The sequence below is a fragment of the Pseudomonas sp. GW821-FHT07F01 genome (genome assembly GCF_059418825.1).
Genome location: NZ_JBWKQO010000002.1, coordinates 146,133 through 165,037 on the forward strand (window position 1 = coordinate 146,133; position 18,905 = coordinate 165,037).

The 18,905-nt window shown below is 59.0% G+C and carries 23 protein-coding genes; 13 read left to right on the forward strand and 10 right to left on the reverse strand.

The genetic code is table 11. The features are described 5' to 3' along the window. Nucleotides 1-32 precede the first annotated feature (32 nt). A complete protein-coding gene (locus tag AC07R1_RS06945) occupies nt 33-536 on the reverse strand; it encodes a hypothetical protein (protein ID WP_123397430.1) in 504 nt (167 codons plus the stop codon). 196 nt (nt 537-732) lie between these two features. On the opposite strand from AC07R1_RS06945, the gene AC07R1_RS06950 reads away from it, so the two are divergent. Together AC07R1_RS06950 and AC07R1_RS06955 are read left to right on the forward strand one after the other, a co-directional pair. Beyond that, entirely contained in the window at nt 733-978 is a 246-nt protein-coding gene (locus AC07R1_RS06950; protein WP_011061719.1) for a hypothetical protein, read from the forward strand. 102 nt (nt 979-1,080) lie between these two features. Further along, a complete protein-coding gene (locus AC07R1_RS06955; RefSeq protein ID WP_495110322.1) occupies nt 1,081-1,722 on the forward strand; it encodes a hypothetical protein in 642 nt (213 codons plus the stop codon). Between the two features lie 134 nt (nt 1,723-1,856). Here the strand turns inward: AC07R1_RS06955 and AC07R1_RS06960 are convergent, their stop codons facing one another. After that, nucleotides 1,857-2,825 (reverse strand): threonine ammonia-lyase, encoded by a 969-nt coding sequence (locus tag AC07R1_RS06960; protein WP_495110323.1) that lies wholly within the window; start codon nt 2,823-2,825, stop codon nt 1,857-1,859. 226 nt (nt 2,826-3,051) lie between these two features. Here AC07R1_RS06960 and AC07R1_RS06965 point away from each other — a divergent pair, with 226 nt between their 5' ends. Next, on the forward strand, nt 3,052-3,525 hold the full coding sequence (locus AC07R1_RS06965) for a hypothetical protein (protein ID WP_015635917.1): 474 nt from the start codon (nt 3,052-3,054) through the stop codon (nt 3,523-3,525). A 90-nt stretch (nt 3,526-3,615) separates the two neighbouring features. Here the strand turns inward: AC07R1_RS06965 and AC07R1_RS06970 are convergent, their stop codons facing one another. Together AC07R1_RS06970 and AC07R1_RS06975 are read right to left on the reverse strand one after the other, a co-directional pair. Further along, on the reverse strand, nt 3,616-3,753 hold the full coding sequence (locus AC07R1_RS06970) for a PA0050 family protein (protein WP_011061723.1): 138 nt from the start codon (nt 3,751-3,753) through the stop codon (nt 3,616-3,618). Between the two features lie 61 nt (nt 3,754-3,814). Next, nucleotides 3,815-3,955, reverse strand: coding sequence for a PA0050 family protein (locus tag AC07R1_RS06975; RefSeq protein WP_003083582.1), 141 nt, complete (start codon nt 3,953-3,955; stop codon nt 3,815-3,817). A gap of 291 nt (nt 3,956-4,246) precedes the next feature. Here AC07R1_RS06975 and AC07R1_RS06980 point away from each other — a divergent pair, with 291 nt between their 5' ends. The 4 genes from AC07R1_RS06980 (at nt 4,247) to AC07R1_RS06995 (ending at nt 6,430) form a co-directional block, all read left to right on the forward strand. Further along, on the forward strand, nt 4,247-4,720 hold the full coding sequence (locus AC07R1_RS06980) for a hypothetical protein (RefSeq protein WP_015635918.1): 474 nt from the start codon (nt 4,247-4,249) through the stop codon (nt 4,718-4,720). 120 nt (nt 4,721-4,840) lie between these two features. Continuing rightward, nucleotides 4,841-5,002: a DUF2986 domain-containing protein gene (locus AC07R1_RS06985; protein ID WP_019093064.1), complete on the forward strand. Its 162-nt coding sequence runs from the start codon at nt 4,841-4,843 to the stop codon at nt 5,000-5,002. A gap of 443 nt (nt 5,003-5,445) precedes the next feature. Then, on the forward strand, nt 5,446-6,009 hold the full coding sequence (locus tag AC07R1_RS06990; RefSeq protein ID WP_011061726.1) for a hypothetical protein: 564 nt from the start codon (nt 5,446-5,448) through the stop codon (nt 6,007-6,009). A 25-nt stretch (nt 6,010-6,034) separates the two neighbouring features. Further along, nucleotides 6,035-6,430, forward strand: a complete 396-nt coding sequence (locus AC07R1_RS06995; RefSeq protein WP_011061727.1) for a hypothetical protein — start codon at nt 6,035-6,037, stop codon at nt 6,428-6,430. Nucleotides 6,431-6,631: 201 nt separating this feature from the next. On the opposite strand, the gene AC07R1_RS07000 is transcribed toward AC07R1_RS06995, so the two are convergent. Both AC07R1_RS07000 and AC07R1_RS07005 read right to left on the reverse strand, forming a co-directional pair. Beyond that, a complete protein-coding gene (locus AC07R1_RS07000; protein WP_019093066.1) occupies nt 6,632-8,125 on the reverse strand; it encodes a DUF1254 domain-containing protein in 1,494 nt (497 codons plus the stop codon). 35 nt (nt 8,126-8,160) lie between these two features. Then, the gene (locus AC07R1_RS07005; protein WP_492617394.1) at nt 8,161-9,615 is read right to left on the reverse strand and encodes a DUF1254 domain-containing protein; all 1,455 of its coding nucleotides are present in this window, start codon (nt 9,613-9,615) and stop codon (nt 8,161-8,163) included. 327 nt (nt 9,616-9,942) lie between these two features. On the opposite strand from AC07R1_RS07005, the gene AC07R1_RS07010 reads away from it, so the two are divergent. Together AC07R1_RS07010 and AC07R1_RS07015 are read left to right on the forward strand one after the other, a co-directional pair. After that, nucleotides 9,943-10,986: a hypothetical protein gene (locus tag AC07R1_RS07010; RefSeq protein ID WP_011061732.1), complete on the forward strand. Its 1,044-nt coding sequence runs from the start codon at nt 9,943-9,945 to the stop codon at nt 10,984-10,986. A 139-nt stretch (nt 10,987-11,125) separates the two neighbouring features. Then, nucleotides 11,126-11,506, forward strand: coding sequence for a hypothetical protein (locus tag AC07R1_RS07015; RefSeq protein ID WP_011061733.1), 381 nt, complete (start codon nt 11,126-11,128; stop codon nt 11,504-11,506). A 27-nt stretch (nt 11,507-11,533) separates the two neighbouring features. Here the strand turns inward: AC07R1_RS07015 and AC07R1_RS07020 are convergent, their stop codons facing one another. Both AC07R1_RS07020 and AC07R1_RS07025 read right to left on the reverse strand, forming a co-directional pair. Continuing rightward, a complete protein-coding gene (locus tag AC07R1_RS07020; protein WP_011061734.1) occupies nt 11,534-12,766 on the reverse strand; it encodes an NADH:flavin oxidoreductase/NADH oxidase family protein in 1,233 nt (410 codons plus the stop codon). 89 nt (nt 12,767-12,855) lie between these two features. Then, the gene (locus AC07R1_RS07025) at nt 12,856-13,935 is read right to left on the reverse strand and encodes a saccharopine dehydrogenase family protein (protein WP_495110324.1); all 1,080 of its coding nucleotides are present in this window, start codon (nt 13,933-13,935) and stop codon (nt 12,856-12,858) included. 194 nt (nt 13,936-14,129) lie between these two features. On the opposite strand from AC07R1_RS07025, the gene AC07R1_RS07030 reads away from it, so the two are divergent. Together AC07R1_RS07030 and AC07R1_RS07035 are read left to right on the forward strand one after the other, a co-directional pair. Then, nucleotides 14,130-14,975, forward strand: coding sequence for a type 1 glutamine amidotransferase domain-containing protein (locus AC07R1_RS07030; RefSeq protein WP_495110325.1), 846 nt, complete (start codon nt 14,130-14,132; stop codon nt 14,973-14,975). Between the two features lie 74 nt (nt 14,976-15,049). Then, nucleotides 15,050-15,976 carry an acetoacetate decarboxylase (ADC) gene (locus AC07R1_RS07035; protein WP_495110326.1) on the forward strand — a complete coding sequence of 309 codons (927 nt, stop codon included), beginning with the start codon at nt 15,050-15,052 and terminating at the stop codon, nt 15,974-15,976. Nucleotides 15,977-15,991: 15 nt separating this feature from the next. On the opposite strand, the gene AC07R1_RS07040 is transcribed toward AC07R1_RS07035, so the two are convergent. Then, complete coding sequence (locus AC07R1_RS07040; RefSeq protein WP_495110327.1) at nt 15,992-16,471, reverse strand: MerR family transcriptional regulator; 480 nt, start codon at nt 16,469-16,471, stop codon at nt 15,992-15,994. A 235-nt stretch (nt 16,472-16,706) separates the two neighbouring features. Between AC07R1_RS07040 and AC07R1_RS07045 the strand changes: the two genes are divergently transcribed. Then, nucleotides 16,707-17,537 (forward strand): alpha/beta fold hydrolase, encoded by an 831-nt coding sequence (locus AC07R1_RS07045; protein WP_404672574.1) that lies wholly within the window; start codon nt 16,707-16,709, stop codon nt 17,535-17,537. A 235-nt stretch (nt 17,538-17,772) separates the two neighbouring features. Here the strand turns inward: AC07R1_RS07045 and AC07R1_RS07050 are convergent, their stop codons facing one another. After that, nucleotides 17,773-18,132: a hypothetical protein gene (locus tag AC07R1_RS07050; RefSeq protein WP_401400391.1), complete on the reverse strand. Its 360-nt coding sequence runs from the start codon at nt 18,130-18,132 to the stop codon at nt 17,773-17,775. A gap of 289 nt (nt 18,133-18,421) precedes the next feature. Between AC07R1_RS07050 and AC07R1_RS07055 the strand changes: the two genes are divergently transcribed. After that, on the forward strand, nt 18,422-18,904 hold the full coding sequence (locus AC07R1_RS07055) for a hypothetical protein (RefSeq protein ID WP_342403142.1): 483 nt from the start codon (nt 18,422-18,424) through the stop codon (nt 18,902-18,904). Nucleotide 18,905: the final 1 nt, after the last annotated feature.

Below are 18,905 nucleotides of genomic sequence, written 5' to 3' on the forward strand. Positions count from 1 at the left end.
GTGCTGCATGACCAACGCTTCAGAGATCAAGATCAAGCCTTGTAGTCGCAATGGATCTGCAGGCTTTCGGTAGGGTTGCGATGAATCTGAAAACCGCACTGCCCCAGGGTGGCCTTGACCTCCTCCACTACCGCCGAGTAGCGCGCCTTGCGCTGTTCCTGGCGGGCCGGCGAGGTAAACACACCCAAGGGCAGAAAGCGCAAACGCTTGCCATCGAGGACGATGGACAGGTCGACATGAGTGCCGTCCACGTCATGGCCATTGGAGCCGAAAATATCCTCCAGCTCCTGCTTTCGCCGCGGGTAACACAGGCAGAAAAGCCGGATGCCCAGCCAGCGCGACAGGGTTCTGAAAAACCCCAGGCAACTGCTGTTGGGTTCGTAACCCCGGGTTACCAGCAGTTGCACGGAGCGAGGCAATCTCGACTGGACCTCAAGCAGTTGGGTGAAGACCCGGGCATCTATCGAGACCTCTGAAGATGGCCAGCGTGGCCCTATCTTCAAGCCCTGGTGATCACCCTTTTTCAAAATCAGCATGCAGATCAAATCTGGTTTCCAGGCGGACCAGAATGGTACACAGAGCGGCCCCTGAGCGCTGGAAAATCGCCGTACAAAAAACCCGCTCACTGGCGCAAATCCCCCCTTTTCTCCCCGTGACAGCCCACCGACGGTTTAGTTAAACTGCTAGTGGCTCATAGCCATTACCCTTCATCACAGTGACCGCAGGGGCTGTATGTACGACTTAACGAATCTGGTCATTGTCGATAGCCGCTTCGGCTTGAACGTCTTGCAGGTCACCGCGGACCTGGTTGCCGGCGCACTGGAAGAACTGCTGCAAAATTGCGCAAGCGGCGCGAACATCACCCAGAAACTGGATTACTCCATCCTGAGCATCTACCAGGACAAGCTTGAAGCGGCCATCCGCGATATGAGCCTCCCGGTCCTCCCCATGCTCAGTGCTGCCGACAGCCTTTGCTGACAAGCCGCCAACAGGGGATGGGCGGGCTGAGGTTTCCTGGCAACGCCTGAGCAAACCCTTTACATTGCCCGCCGCCCCCCTCTTGATTAAGGACAGATCAACATGAAGCTTGTTTACGCCCTCTCACTTGCAGCGCTGGCCCTGGTGGGATGCGACAAGAAACCCGAGCCGGTGGCAACCGGCCAGGCAGGCGCTGCCGCCCAGTGCTTCAAGGACACCGATTGCAAGGGTGATCGGATCTGCGAGACCGGCAAGTGTGTATCGCCACAGGCGGCTCCTGCCCTCGGCGAGCGCCCCGCCCCGACAGTCGCCACCCAACCGGCCCCAGAAGCGCCCCGGGTCAGCTACATACCGCTGATCATCAGCGGCGACGACATCGGTGGCGTATTCACCACCAGCACCCGCGAAATGGGCGGTTCGGCCATCAACTATGTATCCCGCGCCGGTGTCGTCAACGTGATGGACTACGTGGTTGAAGACCCGGACCTCACAGGATACGTCGCCGTCGAGAAAGCCTATGCCTTCGGTGGCAAGTATCTGCTGGTGGTCTCCACCGGAGAAGGTGGCGCCAGCTGCCCCGCCACCACCTACGCCTTCACCTTTGACAGTGCCTCGGAATCGGTGACCGGCAAGATGGAAATCAACAACTGCTCGGAGCTGGTCGAAAGCCTGGCCGATGGCAACAAGCTGATCGTCAAGAAAGAAGACGTACAGCACGTTTTTTACAATGGCGATGTGAAGTAGGACCTGCACGGCTGGCTGGCCAACCTGGTGTGCTGAGAGGGCTGCTCGCCCCCTCTCAGCGCCGGAGCGCGTACGTCAGCCAGCACTCGCTTTCGATAGCGAGCGACCTGTTACAGACATCACCCTGGGAATGTTCAGGAAATTCCCGCATAGGTAGCCCATTTCGTCATGTCTTGAAGGGATATGTTCCCACCACAGACGACAAGGCCAATAACCGCGTCGGCAGGCAGCCTGGGCGCGGTGGCAATGACCGCGGGCACAAGCGCGCCAGAAGCCAGTTCAACCCATTGCCTTGCCCCTTGCGCAAAGGAGAGCATGCCCTTGATCGCCTCTTCGTCAGGGACCACAACCATGTCTTCGACATAGTGGCGAGCGTGGGCAAACATCAGCTCGTCGATAATCGGAACGCCAAGGGTGGAGACGATCGAACTGACGTCGATATCCACCGGCCTGCCCGCCTGCAAGGCCTGGCTCATGGAGTGTGCGCCGGCGGTCTCTACGCCCCAGACCCGGATCCCCGGCTTGATCGCCTTCAAGGCCGTGGCCACTCCCGCCAGCATCGCCCCGCCGCCGACCGCGACAAACACGTCGGTCAGGGACGGGCAGTCGGCAATGAACTCAAGGGCCAGTGTTCCATGCCCCTCGGCAATCAGCGTGTCGGCGCAATCGTCGATCACCACATAGCCCTCTGCCTCCAGGGTCTTGGCCCGGGCAAAGGCAGCATGCACATCCGCTTCGACAATGACCGTACTGCCGGAGGCGCGAATGCGCTCGACCGACGAAGACGGCGCGCTCTCGGGCATGATCACCGTCACCCTGGCGCCGAAGCGCTTGGCCGCCTCGCCGATGGCAATGCCGAAGTTACCCCCACTGACGGCGACGAAGTGGCTATCGCTCAGGCCCTCCTGCAACGCCGAGAACTTGTTGAGTACCCCGCGGGCCTTGAATGAACCACCGGCCTGCAGGTTTTCAAGCTTGAGAAAGACAGGTCGTTCAACCATGCCTGCCAGCATTGAGCTTTCCACCGTCGGCGTACGAACTACCGATCCATCTATCCGCTGCGCCGCTGCAATGATGGATTTGAAATCAATCAGCTGAGTCATCTGGGGCCAATATCCTTGGTCTGAATGTGTGCAGGACTCCCAACGTCCGTGCCTGGCCAGCTTCGCCAGCCGCGATGAACGCTACAGGACAAACCGGGGAATGCGCCACCTATTCAAGAGTTAGGGACAGCCGATGAGCAACCTGGAGTAGCTCTGGATCATCGCTGCAAAAACAGCGTCGCCCAGTGGTAGGCTAGCGGCCCTCCACCACCAGGAAGCCTTCCCAGTGACGCCCATCATCTGCGCCAACGAGTTCGACATCTGTGTTTCCATGCCCGACTTCGTCACCTGGGCGCAGGACGAGCCTGTTCCCAACGCCGATCTGGCGGCGGCATTGAACACCCTGGGAATCGCTCTCGACATTCGCAAGCTGTACACCAGCTACTTCGACGAAACCCCGGTTGGCGCTGGCGACGTCCACATTTATCCGGGTACCGAAAGTGCAAGCCTACTGGTCATCGATCTCTACCGAGACCCCACCGACCAACTGGATATCGTCAGTATTTCGTTGAAGATAGAACCTCTGCTGCTGCCCTTGGCCCTGCCTCATCTACGAGGTTTTTTTGATGCTGCCGAGTGCCAGGTCGCCTTCAGGCAGTCCAGCCATTCACAGCAGTTGCGCGCGCTGATCGATGAAACCCGATACCCCGCCCCAGCCGATGAAAACGGCTATCGGCAGCAGCTGATTGCCCATCTTTGAAGAAACGGCCACAGGCGCTTCGACACCTGCCGATCAGGCCCAAGGCAGAAGCAGGCCCGACCTGGGCCGGGCCTGCCATTGGCAACTAGCTCAAGGGCATTCGCAGGTGGACGGACCGAATACCGGGCCGCTGCACGGATCTTCGGACGGGCCGAACACCGGGCAAGAAGCCTGGGCCGTCAGGGTGAAGCCCCACAGCAGCAATACCGCCAACATCACTTTTTTCATTTGCGACCTCCTGGTCAGTCATCCAGTCACCCATGCCCCCTGACGAGGGCACGGACATTCATCAAGGGCATTCGCAGACCGTAGGCCCGAGCACCGGGCCAGCGCACGGATCCTCTCCCGGCCCCAGCACCGCGCAGTCGGCTTGCGCCGTCAGCGAAAACATCCACAGCAGCAGCGAAGCCGCCAGCATTTTCCTTTTCAACCTGACCTCCTTGGTCGAGACCTCGATAGTGTTCTGTGCCCTGCTCCGTTACCAGAGGCGGACACAGGCCCCCTGTATGGCATGACGCAGGCTCAGTCCGCGCGCCCTGCCGCCGGGCCCGAGACAGCAAAGACCACCGCCGGCGATTGCGCCAGTGTGGCGTGTTGTCGCGCCTGTATGGCCGGCGCAAATCAGCGCACGGCGACTCTTCAGCACAATCTTGCACTGGCCATGCCGATATTTTTCAGATTATCTTTTGCCGAAAATCCAGGAACACAAGGAATCTGTGTCATGCCTTCACTCAAGCTCGTATGCCTTGCCCTCACGGTTCTGACCATCAGCGCCTGTGCCATCCCAACAGCCAAGACCGAACCCAACGACGTCGAGATCGCCGCCCAGAAACTGGTGGGGCAGCCGGCCAAGAATGCGTTTCAACTGTTCGGCAGGCCCGACCAGGGCATGGGGCCTTCTTCCTACGGCAGTGGAGGTTTCTACCTGTGGAACCGGGTGCAGACCCATACCACGCCAGAGAAGGTCTTCGTGCAGACCGGCGTCGAGTACGTCGGCCAGAAGGAGACCTGGGTAGGCATTGGCGGTGGCGGAGTCGGCGGCATGATGCCGGTGGGGAGCGAAGCGGTCTATCGCAAGACCGGGTATGAGGAAAACCGGACAGTGCTCGATTACTTCTGCAGCATCACCCTGTACACCGATAGCCAGAACATCATCACCGATGCCAGCGTAATCGACTGCAACAGCAAGAAGTGATCGGGTGATCCAGCTAAACAGGGCCGCCACCCAGTCTTGTGCAACCAGGGTTCACCCCGGGTGGCCGGCCTGCCCCCCTTAGCTGATATCATTCGGCAACTTACCCGCCGAGTTGCACACATGAATCGCCGCAAGAAAATCAACCAACTGCTGAAGGCCAACGCCAAGAAGGCCAGCGCCAAACTGGCACCGAAGAAGAAGTGCACCTACATCAGCAAGGCCGATCGCTTGAAGCTGGCGGCTGAAGCCGTTCAAGACCCGATCATCGCACCCGAAAGCTGATCCAGCCCCCCCCAACAGCCTTGGCCGCCGTAGCACACTGCCCCCCTCCCTGAGCGGCCCTGGCCTTTACCTGAATTCACCCTGCCCCCTCGGGCCTGAGCGCTCCATCGACCTCCTGCGGCCTGCCCTGGGAAGCTGCCCGCCGCAGTTTCCGCGGCCCTGCTCGATAGCGGCAATACGCCATTAGCACATTTGCCCTAATCGACCCACGACGCCCGGCGCACCTATATTTCTACCCTTGAGCGGCCCACCTGCTGCCACGAACAAAAAACTCGAGGAGCGCCCTCTGGTCATGGCAGCCACTCACCAGAGTCCGCCCTGCCCATCGCCCGATACAGCCCCTGAGCTTGGCCACTCACCGTCTTGCCAACGGACTGAGTTGATTTTTCTTCACCTGCAAGCACCGCCTCCAGGTGCCCACAACAGCAAAGGATTGTTGCCCTATGCTCACCTCCCTCAGACCCTGGCTGCCCGCCTTGCTGCTGTGCAGCCCGCTGGCTGCACAAGCGGAAAGTGCCCCGGCCGGCGACTTCTGGATGATTCATCACCAGGGCAGCCTCAACAAGAACGAAGCCTTCATCGTCGACGGTGAACCTTCCAACATCTTCCTGCGCAAGGGCGGTGTCCGTTCGCTGGGCGTCTATCAGCTCTACGAAGAAGGCGGCAAGCCAACGATGACCGCGTATGACGTCGAAGTCGACTGCGCGAAGAACCGGGTGCGCCTGAACGGCGCGCAGAACTACAGCAAGTTCTTCAACGACTTGCGCCCGAAGAAGGTTTCCACTCAATGGCAAAAGCAGCCCGAGCCCTGGATAGCCCAGACCCGGGACTTCCTCTGTCATCCGGAGCAGCGCCAGGCGAAGCAGATGTATCCGCTCGGCAAGATGCCTACCTCGCAGATGATTTCGGCCGCTCCGGGGCTGTTCCAGTTAATGAATCACGAGCACACCAAGACGGCCATCCTGAAGATCGTCGACCAGGCATTCGATCAGATGCCCGCCAAATGAACGCACTATTTATGGAGAACGTGCGATGAAAAGACTGCTCGCACTGGGAATAGCCGCCATCTTGCTCAGCGGATGCTCGGCCATTCCGACCCTGCCCGAAGCCCAGGCCCGCAACTACTGGAAGAACCGCCCGGTTGGCGAGGCGATCGAGCACTTTGGCGTCCCCAACCAAGTCGCCACCGCCCCCGAAAAGGACTGGGTGGTACTGATCTATAAACGCGACACCTCGTACACCTCACGCGAAGCGCTCGGCACCTACACCGGCCCACAGAATGGCCAACTGGTACACGCTGAATACTGGGGCGACGTGACCAACTCAGCCAGCTGCGAAATTCGCGTCGCCATCAACCGCGCCAGGCAAGTGGACTACCTGCTGACTCGAGGCCGATGCGCCGGCATAAAGCTCAAGCCAGAAGCCTGACCCTCCACGACCTCGACCCGGGTGGCCAGAGCCACGCCGGGTCAGAGGTCCGGGTTTGACAGAGGCAGCCTCTGAAGTGGAGAGAAGCTGCGGCCACGCCGATAATGACCCAGGCAGGGTCCAACGTACCGCTCACCGGCTACCTTTCGAAAAGCGTTGCTCGCATTGGCCGTCTTATCGGGCACGACACGAGCACACTCATCACTGCTTGAGCAAATCACTCGGTTTCCAGCTCTGGTCAAAGAATGCCTGCTTGGGCCCGTAAAGCCGCACGATCACTAGGAAGCCCTTGTCCGGTACGGTCTTGATCCAGTTCTTGCCCTCGCCCGGAGATTTCGGGCCAAAGTAGATATCGGTGGAGCCGTCGCTGTTCTGCACCGGCTTATCCATCTGATTGAGAGACGGGAACGGCTGGCCGTTGTCCAGGCCCGAGGCGGTCAGGTTGTCGTAGGCGGTCACCGACCAGAACAACGCCGCAGGTACATTTGCCGGCAGGTTGAGCTTGTAGGTCTGTGCACCGTCGAGGAACTTGCCGTCGGCATCACGGGTGGTCGCGGGATACTTGGCACCGGCACCGACCATGTTCATGACCATGCCGGGGCTGTCCGAGTAGGCCGAAGTGAAGAACGCCACCCGCTGCTCAAGATTGGTGAAGCTGCCACTGGACTGAAACTCGGTGTTCTCCCCGGCGAAGGTATTCACGTATTGCCGATCTTTGTAGTACAAGCCGCCCGGTTCCTTGAGCAGCAAATGGCTGGTCACCACCTTGCTCATCTTGAACGCGGTGCGCGCCGCTTCATCGAGCAATTTGCGCCGTTGCGCATCCGGAGCGAAGGGCTTGCCCTTCTCGATGCCCAAGGTGTGCAGGAAGCCACGCATGTCCATGTCTGCCGGGTCCACCGCTTCGGCGTCAATGAAGCGCGACAGCATGTCGAAATAGCGACCATCCTCGGGAAATAGCATGTTGATCGGTGCGCCGGTGGCATCGGGGAATTGCATCGGCAGCGCCGAATCCTTTTTGCCCAGCGGATAGATCTTGGTGCGCTCGACTTCAGCCACCGGCACGCTGAGGTCTTTCGGATCCTTGAAAAAGGTGCGCCAGAACAGGAACACGTTGTTGGTGCGCGAACGATAGACGTATCCCTCCGTCGGCTCCGGCCCCTTGTAGTCCGGCGGCAACAGCACGTAGGTGCCGCCCTTGCCCTTGTCAGGGCCGGCCAGGCCGACGTCACCGCGCCAGGTCTTGCCGTCGATGGTCGGCCCAACGATCGGGCGCTGGAAAAAATCGTCGAACATGCCCTGTACACCGGGAGGTGCTTCAACCACCAGTGGGCCGTACTTCTGCAGGTCCAGATAACTCATGGCGTAGACCAGGTCGGAGTTCGGCGTGGTCACCAGCGTCTTGGCATTGATGCGCTTTTTCCAGGTGGGCAGGATGTTGTAGCCGGCGCCGAACTCTTTCTCCGAAGCCTCCTTCATCGACCAGATGTTGATCGCCGGCAAGGCCCACAGGTACGACTGCACGGCACGCTGGAACACCAGCTCATCGATCAGGGTGCGTGCAGCTGTCTCAGTCGGGAAGCCCTTTTCAAAGGGCTGGTTGGCCAGTTCCTCATAACGCGTCGCAGCATTGGCCAGGCCGCTCAGGGTAATGGCTGCGGCCAGGGCCGTCAGGGAAGTGCGCAAACGGTTCATGGGCTGTCCTTATGAAACGCAGTTGGAAAATCGGTTCAGTTGACCTTGACCACCGCCGGTGGTGTCCACTGGCCGTTCATCGCAGCGGCTTCCGGCCAGTAGGCGCGCACGTAGAGCGAGAAGTCGGCGCCCTGGGGCGCGGGGAGCCAGTTGCTTTCCTTGTCCGCGCCCGGCGAGTCGCTTTGCACATAGAGTGTCAGCGAGCCATCGGCATTGCTCTTGAGCGCTTTGTTCTTGGTGCCGAGGGAATAGCGTCCCAACGGGTTTTCGGCGAAGAAATGCTGTTGGTTGTACAGCGTCAACGACCAGAAGCCCTTGACCGGCGGCAGCGCACCTTTGGGGAAGGTCACGCTATAGCGCTGGGCACCATTGAGCCGAGTACCGGCCTCGTCCAGGTCCTGGTAGAAATACTTGGTCTCGATCTGCTTGTTGACGAAGATATTCGACCGGGCGACTGCCGTGCGCAGGAAGTAATCGGTACCAAACGCCGCGCCGTTGCTGATGGTGCTCCAGTGATGCGGCAATTGCTGGCCGTAGTTGCGAAACTGCAACAGCGGCTTGACCACCTCGCTGTCAGCCTTTTGCGCTTCGTCGATCATGGCTTTTTTCAGCTCGGGGTCGCGCTGGGCGATTTGCGCCAGCACCGCCAATTGCGCATAGCGCGCCTCTTCACCCGGTAGCGGCCTGGCGTCCTTGAGAATCGCCGGCAGTTCATCAAAGAACTTTTCCGGGAGCACCCAGCGGGTCTCCTCGTCTCCCGATGCCTCGGCAGGGAATTTCGGCGACTTGCTCCAGTCACGCTGCTTGAGTTTGCCGTCGTACTTGGACAGCGGGTACATATCGATGCCTGCCAGATAGGGCTGAATGGCCTTGCGATCTTCGGCGGTATCGTCCTGGAATACCCGCGGGATCACGAAACCGGTGTTGGTCTTGGCGCGAAAAACCTGGGCAATGCCTTCCGGTACCTTGCCGTTCCAGTCCGGCCCCACCAGTAGATAGAAGCCCGGCTTGGTACCGTACATCTTGCCCAGTTCGGCGAAGCTGTCGGAGCGCAGGTCCACCAGTTGATACACCCAGAAACGGTCGCCGAAGTCCGGCACCTGAATCACCACAGGCTCGATATCCAGGGCAATGCTGCCCGCACCGTAGACCACATCCTGGTTCGGGCAGGCCACCAGTCGCTCGCCAGGGGAAATGTAATCGGTGAGCATCGACAGATGGTTGATCGGTGCTACGGGCACGATACCGCCCATCAGTCCCGGCTCCGGCAGGTCCTTGAACTTCTGCCGGCGGTTGAAGATATTGGCCATCGGCCAACCCCAGAAATACGCTTCCCGCGCCATCATCCGTACGTAGGTTTGCGTTACCTTCACATCGGCTTCAGGCCCGGAGACCTGCGCCATCGGCGAGGTTTGCGCCTGCACAAGCATCGCGGCGAGCATCACTGACGTAGCAATCAAGCCACTGATGAATACGGGGGCTTTCTTCATGCGGCTGCTTCCTTGCTTGAGTGTTTTTTTGGCGAGCGAATCTTTTGCGGCAAGATTGATCGTTGAAAAAACTAGCAGAGGATCCGGGTTCTGCCAGAGAAACGGACAGCAATTCGCCCTCTCCCTGCCTCTACCTGCGCAGGTCGTTATGGGCCTGCGAAGTCGAATTCGCACAGCGTTCAGAGTTCGATATGTGAGGTGAATCACAGCGTATTCTTGCTCTTTGCGCATGCCATCGGACCGGCCTTCCTAAATATTGCGCTCTACCTTCAAACCATTAATATTGCTGTTCAACATCCCCTGCCAACGCCCATCAAGGATTGATACATGAAACTGTTCCGGCAGCGCTCTGCCCTACCCGCCGCGTTGCTCCTCGCTCTTTCCCTCTCCGGTTGCGTCTCCGATCTCGATTCGGGTGCCTACGGCAGCATGGACGATCCGCGCTACGCGCAGCTGTTGGACCAGGTGGACGCAGCACTCAAGGCGAACATGGCGGTGGTGCTGGTGGCGGACGTGATGCCGCACAAGTCGCTGAGCGATGCACTGACCATGACTCAATGGACGCCGACGGTGATCTGGGAATACGAGAAGGATCCGAAGGTGACCTTCGGCCGCAAGTTCCAGACCAACGCGCTGCAGAGGCCGCCTGGCGAAACCTATCTGTTCAAGGCCTTCGAGGTGCACATCCTGCCACCGGGTAAATACTTGCTGACCGGCGGCGACGACTACCAGATCCACGGTTTGCTCGACCAGGTCGGCGCCCGCAGCGGCCCACCCGGTTCGGGCCATGGCGCCAACGGGACCGCCTACCTGTCCCCCGAGCTGTACCGCGAGTACTACAGGGAAGAGGTCTGGAAGGACGCGACCTATGGCAGCGAGACCAAGACCGAAGGTGTCTGTACCGCCGTGCTCAGGGCTTCGGGTGCCTGCGTGAGCTGGGGTGAACAGCAATATACCCAGACGACGGCGCTCTCCCCGGGCGGCTATTACCAACAGACCGATTCTCGCGACGTTCCCGCGATCAAGGTCCAGGCGCGCCTGCCGGTCGACAAGGCGCTTGCCAGTTTCACCATCCAGGGCGGCCAATTGCTGCTGGCCCCACGCATGCACCTGAAGACCCCTGGCTACAAGTACCAGCAGTCGAAGTGCCGGGCGATCGACCCGAAGAAAATCGAGTGTCCTCTCGACAACCTGACCGTCTACACCTGGCCGGCGCCCATGAGCTTTACGCAGAATCTCATCGAGCAGCGCAACCTGAGCGAGAAGCACCGGCAGTTGCTGTCCAGGCTCCAGCCCATGCAAATCACGCCGCTGGGCAAGCAAGGCATGGAAGATCCCATCTGGGGCGTGCCGTTGTCACTGGCCAAGTAACACCAGTCCGGGGGTATGGGCGTCTCATCGAATACCGTGTCGAGCATGCGCTCGGGGGCCTGTTTGCCTGAATTCGGTACGCCCCCAGTGCAGGCCGGCCGACTGCTCACTTGCCCCTCCTGGCAATTGGAATACTGCGATGAATAAACGTGTCCCCGCCCTGATTTTCTCATCCGCCTTGCTGGCCGCATGCGGCCCCAACAAAATTGTCTACGACCTGCCTTCACCCAGCGGGAAATATCATGTGCAAGTACGCCAGTGCCCGCAAAGCGGATCCATCACTTGGAGCGAGAAGCTCCAGGTCTCGGTACTGGAATCCGGCGTATCGGCAGCCTGCCAATCTGCGGTGCAAGCCTTGGCTCAGTTCGACGCCAATGAGGCCGCAAGCCAGCTCCAGCTCGAATGGATTTCAGATACTGAACTCAGGGCCTGGCTGCCAGGCTTCAACCTCGACTACGGGCCATCATCGGCAACCTACAAACACGACAATCCGGTCAAGGTGACTTTCTCGCCCAAATAATGAGCGGTGGGTTTGCGAGGTATCGACTTACATCGAACGCTTCTCTACCCAACGTCGATATTGGCGGGTGCGAAAGGCCATGGCGAGTTGTTGCAGCACCAGCGCACGCAACGGCGACACGCTCGGATCGGTTTTTTTGGCCCGGCTGAGTTTGCGTAATTGATACTTGACCACCGCCATATTGGCCAAGGCCGCAATGGCCTTGTTTTTCCAGGTGATCGGCGGCAGTTGCGGCGTACTGTCTTTGCCCAGCAGCCAATCACGGGGCAGGTGCGGATCGATGGCCAGCGCCGTGCCGATCCCCACCATGTCCACGCCACTCTGGACGACCATTTCAGCGATCGGACGTCGCCGCACTCCCCCGGTGACCATGACCGGCATCCTGGCGACGGTGCGGATGTCACGTGCAAACTCAACGAAATAGGCCTCGCGCGCCAGGGTACGACCGTCACGGGCTTCGCCCTGCATGGCCGGCGCCTCGTAGCTGCCGCCTGACAACTCAACCAGATCCACCCCCAGCTCGTTCAGCAGTTCAACCACCTTCCGGGCATCGTCGGCGGTGAAGCCTCCCCGTTGAAAATCGGCAGAGTTGAGTTTGACCGCCACCGCAAAATCGGCAGACACCACGGACCGTACCGCCTTGACGATTTCCAGCAGCAGGCGCGCGCGGTTTTCCAGGGAACCGCCCCATTCATCGGTTCTTTGATTGGTCAGCGGCGAGAGGAACTGACTCAGCAGATAGCCGTGTGCGGCGTGGATCTCCACACCAGTGAACCCGGCCTGCTCACCCAGACGCGCGGTACGGGCGAAACGCTGGATGACATCATCGATCACACTCGCAGTCATCGCGTGAGGCGTTGCGAAACGTTTGGACATCTTGCCCAGGTCCAGCGGTATGGCCGAGGGTGCCCAGGTTTTCTGCCCGAGGTTTGCCTGCATCTGGCGGCCAGGGTGGTTGATCTGCAACCAGAACTGCGCGCCGCCGGAACGGCCAATCCTCGCCCAGCGCTTGAACTTGTCCAGTTGCTGCTCATTTTCCAGCACCACACCGCCGGGCCCGGTCATGGCACGGCCATCGACCATCACGTTGCCGGTGATGATCAGGCCCGCGCCACCCTCGGCCCAGGCCTGATACAGGCGCATCAGTTCTTCGGAAGGTGCCTGGTCGGCATCGGCCATATTCTCTTCCATGGCGGCCTTGGCGATACGGTTCTTGATGGTCGAACCGTTGGGAAGCATCAGGGTATCGAACACATTCATGGGGGTAGCCCTCAGTGGAGATGGAGCCACCTTAAGATTGAAGTGAACTTGAAGGTCAATAGCCTTTTTGCAACTTCACCCAAGAATCTTTACTCGATGTTCAAGGCACCCGAGCCGGGCAGCTTGGTCACCAGATCAGCCCCCAGCAGCTTGGCAGGCGTATAGGCACCGCCCGTCGGACGCACCTGCAACAGATGACTAACCACACTCAAGGCGGCATGAATCGTCAGGCTGTAGACGTTGGTGGTATACACCCGCGCGACCTTGCGATCGCCCCGAGCGTTACGGGCCTCGCCCCACACATAGGTGCCTTGGTCGGCACGCTTTTGTTCGTCCGGACCCACCACTGTCTTGCCGATGCGCTCCTTGAGCAGCCTCTGTACCCAGGACCACCCCAGCAACGGGCGGATGAGGTTGGCGAATCTGGCACCGCGGATCATGCCGGCAGAGCCCGGTATGAACACTTCGATATTGGGTATGCCGGTGGTGTGATAGGCCGTCGAGATATCGCCCCAGGGAATAGTCATCGAAAGTTTCTCACCGGCGCCGAAGTCGATACGCCGTACCCGATATGCCAGCGGCACCGAGACGATCCTACCGTCACGACGGACCTTGCCGCCCTGCGCCATGCCCTCGATGGAGGTCTTGGCAGTACCGGGCGAAAAGCTGGAACGGGAATCGAAGCCCAATGCCAGATGCGTGGCATCCGGCAGCGCGTCTTTCAGTGCGGCGGCGACACAATCGGTCGGGACTACGTCGAAGCCGACGCCGGGGCAAATGACCACCCCCGCGGCTCGCGCCCGCTCATTCAGGGATTGGGCATGTTCGAATACGGCGATCTCGCCGGTAATGTCCAGGTAGTGCGCACTGGCCCTCAGGCAGGCTTCGATCATCGGTGCCGCGGTGGCTGAAAACGGCCCCGCGCAATGCAGCACCAATCCAAGCCCCTTGACCTGCGCAAGCAAGCGCGCATCGTCATCCAGCCCGAACACCCGGGCTTCAAGGCCCAGCTCCCGGGCCAAGGTTTCGATCTTGTCGCGATTGCGCCCGGCCAGCACCGGCCTGAGCCCGCGCTTGACGGCGTCGCGAGCGATCAACTCGCCGGTATAGCCATTGGCGCCATAGATCATCCACTTCATCTGCGTATCCAGGTTGTCTTGCTGACTCATGCGTTGCTCCAGACTGGATTGATAACGTGCGTTATTGCCTTGCCCCTTACGCATCAGACGCTAGCGTTAAAGTCAGGTTGAGGGTCAAGCAGAAGTACGAGCGCATCCGCGGAAATTATTTGCCATCGCGGGGTTGACCTTAAAGCCAGGTTTAAGGTGAGCATGCGCCGAACTGCTCGCCTGATGAAGCCGGAATGATGATCAAGCCCCTTGTTTCCTGTGTATTGATATTGATAGGTGGTGCTTTCATGACAAGTGCAAATGCTCAGCCGAACTCCTCGATGGCAGGTTCCAGGGAGCACCAGATACTGGTGATCATGACCAACCACGCCAGCTATCCCTCACGCAGCGACACCACCGGGTTGTGGCTGACGGAGCTGACACATTTCACCGATGTGGTGGAAGCTGCCGGCTACACCACAGTATTTGCCAGCCCCAAAGGGGGCGCGGTGCCTCTGGACGAGCGGAGCCTGGGGTGGTTGTACATGGACAAGGCCGCCCGGCGGCATTTGCAGTCCGCAACCTTTCGCGCTCGGCTGCAGAACACGTTGCCGATCGCTGACGTGGACCCTTCCCGCTTCAGCGCCATTTATTTCACCGGGGGCCACGGGGTCATGTGGGACTTCCCCAACAACCCTGATCTGCGGCGCGTGGCCGAAACCATCTACAACCAGGGTGGCATCGTCTCAGCCGTGTGCCATGGCGTAGCGGGTCTCCTGGATCTGAAAGATGACCAGGGCCGGTTGATCATCAAAGGCAGAAACATCACCGGATTCTCTGATCGCGAAGAGTGGCTATCGGGAATGAAAAGCCAGGTGCCCTTCTTCCTTGAGGACCGGCTCGTAAGCCAGGGCGCGCGTTACCACAAGGGCTGGCTGCCGTTCACCTCATTTGCCCTGACTGATGGAAGGCTGGTGACCGGCCAGAACCCGCAATCGCCCCGGGCCGTAGCTGAAGCCGTGACCGCCGCGCTCTGCACGAGCGACGTAACTCGCTGCCCCCCCAGGGTCGATCCCGGCCCCTTGAAAAAGAGCGACTGAAACTCGCAACCGAGCTTTCGACAGCATTGCTGTTCAACCCATTTGCCAACGCAGCGTTGGCGGAGACGCCTGAAATGCCCAGTCCGACCGACACTACCCCCATCGATATCGCCGGCCATCAGGTGCCCGTCGTCAAAGGCGGCCTGTACGACCGCTTTCGGTCCAACCCGCCGCTATCGGTAATCGCCGCCGAAATACCAGGCGTTGATCTGAGCTGGTTCAAGAGCCTGGAAAAGAACAAGGTCGAGATAGGCTTCGAGTCGTTTTCGCCCAACTTCTACTACCAGAACAGCCAGGTTACGGCTGTCTATACGGCTGACCTCGACCGGCTCCGGGCGCTGATGCCGCCCGAACTGGCAGCAACGGTGCAACCGCTGCAGATCTGGCCGGGGCGTGGCCTGATCGCGTTCACCTCATATACCTACGAGCATTGCGATAACGACGCCTACAACGAGGTGGCCGTGTCGATCATCACCAACAAACCCGGCAAAGCCAACCTGGGTCCGCTCACATTGATTGGCCAGTCAATCTCGGGAGACTTCTGGGGTTACGTGCTCAAGTTGCCGGTCAATACAGAGTTGGCACGGGTGCGCGGTGTCGTCGGTTACAACCTGCCGAAGTGGCTGACCGGCATTGACCGCAAAGAGAGTGCGCAATCGGTGGTCTATGACATCACCGACAGCCAGACCGGCAAGCTGGACCTCTCCTTCACCGCGAAAAAGCTCGAGAAGTTATCCCGCAATGTCAAAATCATCACCAACAGTTTCACCAACCTCGATCACCAGGGCCAACTGGCCTACGGGTATGCTGTTTCCCGCCAGCTCAGCCACGGTTCCAGCCGTGACGCCGATGCGGCCATCCTCACATTGGGCGACGGCAGCCTGTCGAACTACATCCGCTCCCTGAAGCTGGGGAAACTGCTGAAGTACGAATACGTACCGCAGTTCCAGAGCGCACTCTATGCGCCAAAACCGCTCGCTACGCTGGTTGGCGAGCGCTGAGAGCCGGGACGCCCGTCAGGCCCCGTACGTCTGGCGGGTGGTTCTCTTCCTGGCGGCCCCTGCCGCACGCTTGCCCGAAGCAGGCGCCACGCCTTCTTCGCGCAAACGATTGATCAGCATTTGCGCATTGTCCGCACACGCCATGCCCTCGGGTTTGCCCTCGATGCCCTTGATGACCAGCAGCAGTTGCTCCTTGTTCTGGGCCAGCCGCTGCTGCAGGACTTCAATTTCCTCGACCTTTTGCTTGAGGCCACCCAGCAACTGATCGTGTTGCCAGCCACTGGCATTCATCGGCATCAACTGGCGGATTTCATCCAACGAAAAGCCCGCTGCCTGGGCGCCGGTAATGATCTCGAGAACCCATTCGGTATCCGGTGCGTAATCGCGATATCCATTTGCCTTGCGCTCGACCGATTTGATCAGGCCACTGGCCTCATAGAAGCGGATGCGAGAAGGCGCCAACCCGCTGATTTTCGCCAATTCACCAATTCTCATACCTCACCCCTAAAAACCGTTGACCTTGAAGTTGACTTTAAACCTAAAGTCATAAAGCGGCCAAGCTGCCCAGGTTCAATGCATTGCTCCACCGTCATGGGCTCATGGGTAGACGCAGATCAATCGACAAACACAGCCTCTGCAACACCTATGGAATGGGCTGCACTTCGTTCATCAGGGCCAGGGCCGAATCTCGAATCGGTCGAGGCCATACCTTCACTCGGGAGATACGAACATGGGATACGTCACTACGCGGGACGGTGTTGAAATCTTTTACAAGGACTGGGGGCCACGTGATGCTCAGGTCATCTTTTTCCATCATGGATGGCCGCTCAGCGCAGACGATTGGGACGCGCAGATGCTCTTTTTCCTGGACCACGGCTATCGGGTCGTTGCCCACGACCGACGGGGGCATGGGCGCTCCAGCCAGGTCTGGGACGGCCACGACATGGATCACTATGCCGACGACGTTGCCGCCGTGGTCGATCACCTCGGCGTACAAGGCGCCGTCCATGTCGGACACTCCACAGGCGGGGGTGAGGTCATCCATTACATCGCGCGCCACGGTGAAGACCGGGTGTCGAAGGCCGCCATCATCAGCGCCGTGCCGCCGCTGATGGTTCAGGCTGCGAACAATCCTGGCGGTTTACCGAAATCGGTTTTCGACGACCTGCAGAGCCAACTGAAAGCCAACCGCGCACAGTTCTATTACGACGTTCCGGCAGGACCTTTTTACGGCTACAACCGCCCAGGTGCGAAACCGTCCGAGGGCATCGTGTGGAACTGGTGGCGACAAGGCATGATGGGCTGTGCCAAGGCACACTATGACGGGATCGTGGCGTTTTCTCAGACCGACTTCACCGAGGATTTGAAGGGTATCAAGATCCCCGTACTGGTGATGCACGGGGACGATGACCAGATCGTGCCCTATGAAAATGCCGGAGTTCTGTCCGCCGGACTTCTGCAAAACAGCACCCTGAAAATCTACCCCGGCTTCCCCCACGGAATGCCGACAACTAATGCCGATACGATTAACGCTGATCTACTGGCGTTCGTGCGTAACTAAACCACTGGGGCGGGTAAAGACCCGCCCTTGCTGGCTTAAAAACAGTAAATCGCCGGGGCAAAGACCGAGTCGCCGCCCTCGGAAAACACTAGACTACGAAACACCCGCCGAACGATTTAGCCAATCTGTTGCATCGACCGGTTGAATCCACAGCCAGAAGGGGTTACTGCATAAACTCGGCGCACGCGAACCGGCAAACCGGAACGCCTGCGGTGTCCACGCTCTGGAAAAAGACTCAGGTGCCCAAGCACTTTAACAACAGGGCCAACACCCAATCTTCTTGCGAGGCCAATGCCGTGCTGATCTCCTCGCATCTCCCATTCAGAGACAGCAGGTTGCCAGCCAGTACTTCTCCACTGGACATGCACATATCCAAAACAATACTAAAAACCCCGTTACCTACCTGCTTGCTTTCAAAAACAAGCTCAACCTCTTTAGGGAAGATCGTCACGTAGACGAAGAGTATTCCATTCGCGTATGTGTAGTGGCCATGATTTCTTTTGAGTAAAACATTCTGGCTTTTCGAAGCCTTCACATAAACATTATCTAGAAACCTTTGAAGGATGAGCAAAGGCTCTGGCTTTTCAGGGCTCATTGGGTTTCCTTGCGAGCGATAGACTTCAACACGCCATTCTAACCAACATCGACGGCGCCCGAGCTGCACGATGCGCAAGGGCGGCCATCTGCGGGTCATTGCCCTCTGTGATGAGTAGTTGTTCTTAGCTATCAGCTTACCAGCCCAGGGCCTCGCCCCCCCCCAACAACCAGCTCGCCAAATGCAACCAAGGTAGCGAGAATAGGACCTCGAACCCCTACCTGAATCTGCACTGACCGCTTTCGGCCGATTGCTGCTGCACGATAAGAGTAAAAGATGGAGCTGTATGATGATTGATAGCCTGGAGGTTCAAGAGTTCGATTACCTTGAACAGGCGTTACTTGAAGCGAGCGTGCCTTTCAGTGAAATAACACGTCAGTACGCACGCTATTTGCTCAGTCTGATCGACGGCGGTGTACTTGCTAGCATTTCCACCCCTAAGTTGAAAGTGCTGATTCCATACATCGAAAAAAGCATCCAGCGAGAACCTATAGAAAGCGATGGGGATCTCCGGAGAAGGCTTGTACTAGAACTCTGGACGGTAGAGCAACAGCACCGTAAATCAGATGAAGACTTTGCGAACCTCATACGCTGTGTACTTTTTTGCTTTGCAACAGAAGAGTGCTGGATAGAGGAAGGCACTGGGGACGCGACGCCTATCTATCTTTATTTTCTGGCTCTAAAAAAAATACTACCTGGCACAAGAAAAGCCTTTATCAAAGGCTTTCAAGATTTTATTGCAGCCAACGGGAAATACACGTTTCACGAATAGA

Bases quoted from the DNA above. Each gene is read 5' to 3' on its own strand.
- AC07R1_RS07005 (WP_492617394.1), bottom strand. From the start codon at position 9,615: ATGAAGAAAGCCCCCGTATTCATCAGTGGCTTGATTGCTACGTCAGTG.
- AC07R1_RS06970 (WP_011061723.1), bottom strand. From the start codon at position 3,753: ATGAAAAAAGTGATGTTGGCGGTATTGCTGCTGTGGGGCTTCACCCTG.
- AC07R1_RS07055 (WP_342403142.1), top strand. From the start codon at position 18,422: ATGATTGATAGCCTGGAGGTTCAAGAGTTCGATTACCTTGAACAGGCG.
- AC07R1_RS07030 (WP_495110325.1), top strand. From the start codon at position 14,130: ATGATGATCAAGCCCCTTGTTTCCTGTGTATTGATATTGATAGGTGGT.
- AC07R1_RS06955 (WP_495110322.1), top strand. From the start codon at position 1,081: ATGAAGCTTGTTTACGCCCTCTCACTTGCAGCGCTGGCCCTGGTGGGA.
- AC07R1_RS07025 (WP_495110324.1), bottom strand. From the start codon at position 13,935: ATGAGTCAGCAAGACAACCTGGATACGCAGATGAAGTGGATGATCTAT.
- AC07R1_RS07020 (WP_011061734.1), bottom strand. From the start codon at position 12,766: ATGAATGTGTTCGATACCCTGATGCTTCCCAACGGTTCGACCATCAAG.
- AC07R1_RS07000 (WP_019093066.1), bottom strand. From the start codon at position 8,125: ATGAACCGTTTGCGCACTTCCCTGACGGCCCTGGCCGCAGCCATTACC.
- AC07R1_RS07050 (WP_401400391.1), bottom strand. From the start codon at position 18,132: ATGAGCCCTGAAAAGCCAGAGCCTTTGCTCATCCTTCAAAGGTTTCTA.
- AC07R1_RS06980 (WP_015635918.1), top strand. From the start codon at position 4,247: ATGCCTTCACTCAAGCTCGTATGCCTTGCCCTCACGGTTCTGACCATC.
- AC07R1_RS07010 (WP_011061732.1), top strand. From the start codon at position 9,943: ATGAAACTGTTCCGGCAGCGCTCTGCCCTACCCGCCGCGTTGCTCCTC.
- AC07R1_RS06985 (WP_019093064.1), top strand. From the start codon at position 4,841: ATGAATCGCCGCAAGAAAATCAACCAACTGCTGAAGGCCAACGCCAAG.
- AC07R1_RS07035 (WP_495110326.1), top strand. From the start codon at position 15,050: ATGCCCAGTCCGACCGACACTACCCCCATCGATATCGCCGGCCATCAG.
- AC07R1_RS06995 (WP_011061727.1), top strand. From the start codon at position 6,035: ATGAAAAGACTGCTCGCACTGGGAATAGCCGCCATCTTGCTCAGCGGA.
- AC07R1_RS06960 (WP_495110323.1), bottom strand. From the start codon at position 2,825: ATGACTCAGCTGATTGATTTCAAATCCATCATTGCAGCGGCGCAGCGG.
- AC07R1_RS06990 (WP_011061726.1), top strand. From the start codon at position 5,446: ATGCTCACCTCCCTCAGACCCTGGCTGCCCGCCTTGCTGCTGTGCAGC.
- AC07R1_RS07040 (WP_495110327.1), bottom strand. From the start codon at position 16,471: ATGAGAATTGGTGAATTGGCGAAAATCAGCGGGTTGGCGCCTTCTCGC.
- AC07R1_RS07015 (WP_011061733.1), top strand. From the start codon at position 11,126: ATGAATAAACGTGTCCCCGCCCTGATTTTCTCATCCGCCTTGCTGGCC.
- AC07R1_RS07045 (WP_404672574.1), top strand. From the start codon at position 16,707: ATGGGATACGTCACTACGCGGGACGGTGTTGAAATCTTTTACAAGGAC.
- AC07R1_RS06945 (WP_123397430.1), bottom strand. From the start codon at position 536: ATGCTGATTTTGAAAAAGGGTGATCACCAGGGCTTGAAGATAGGGCCA.
- AC07R1_RS06950 (WP_011061719.1), top strand. From the start codon at position 733: ATGTACGACTTAACGAATCTGGTCATTGTCGATAGCCGCTTCGGCTTG.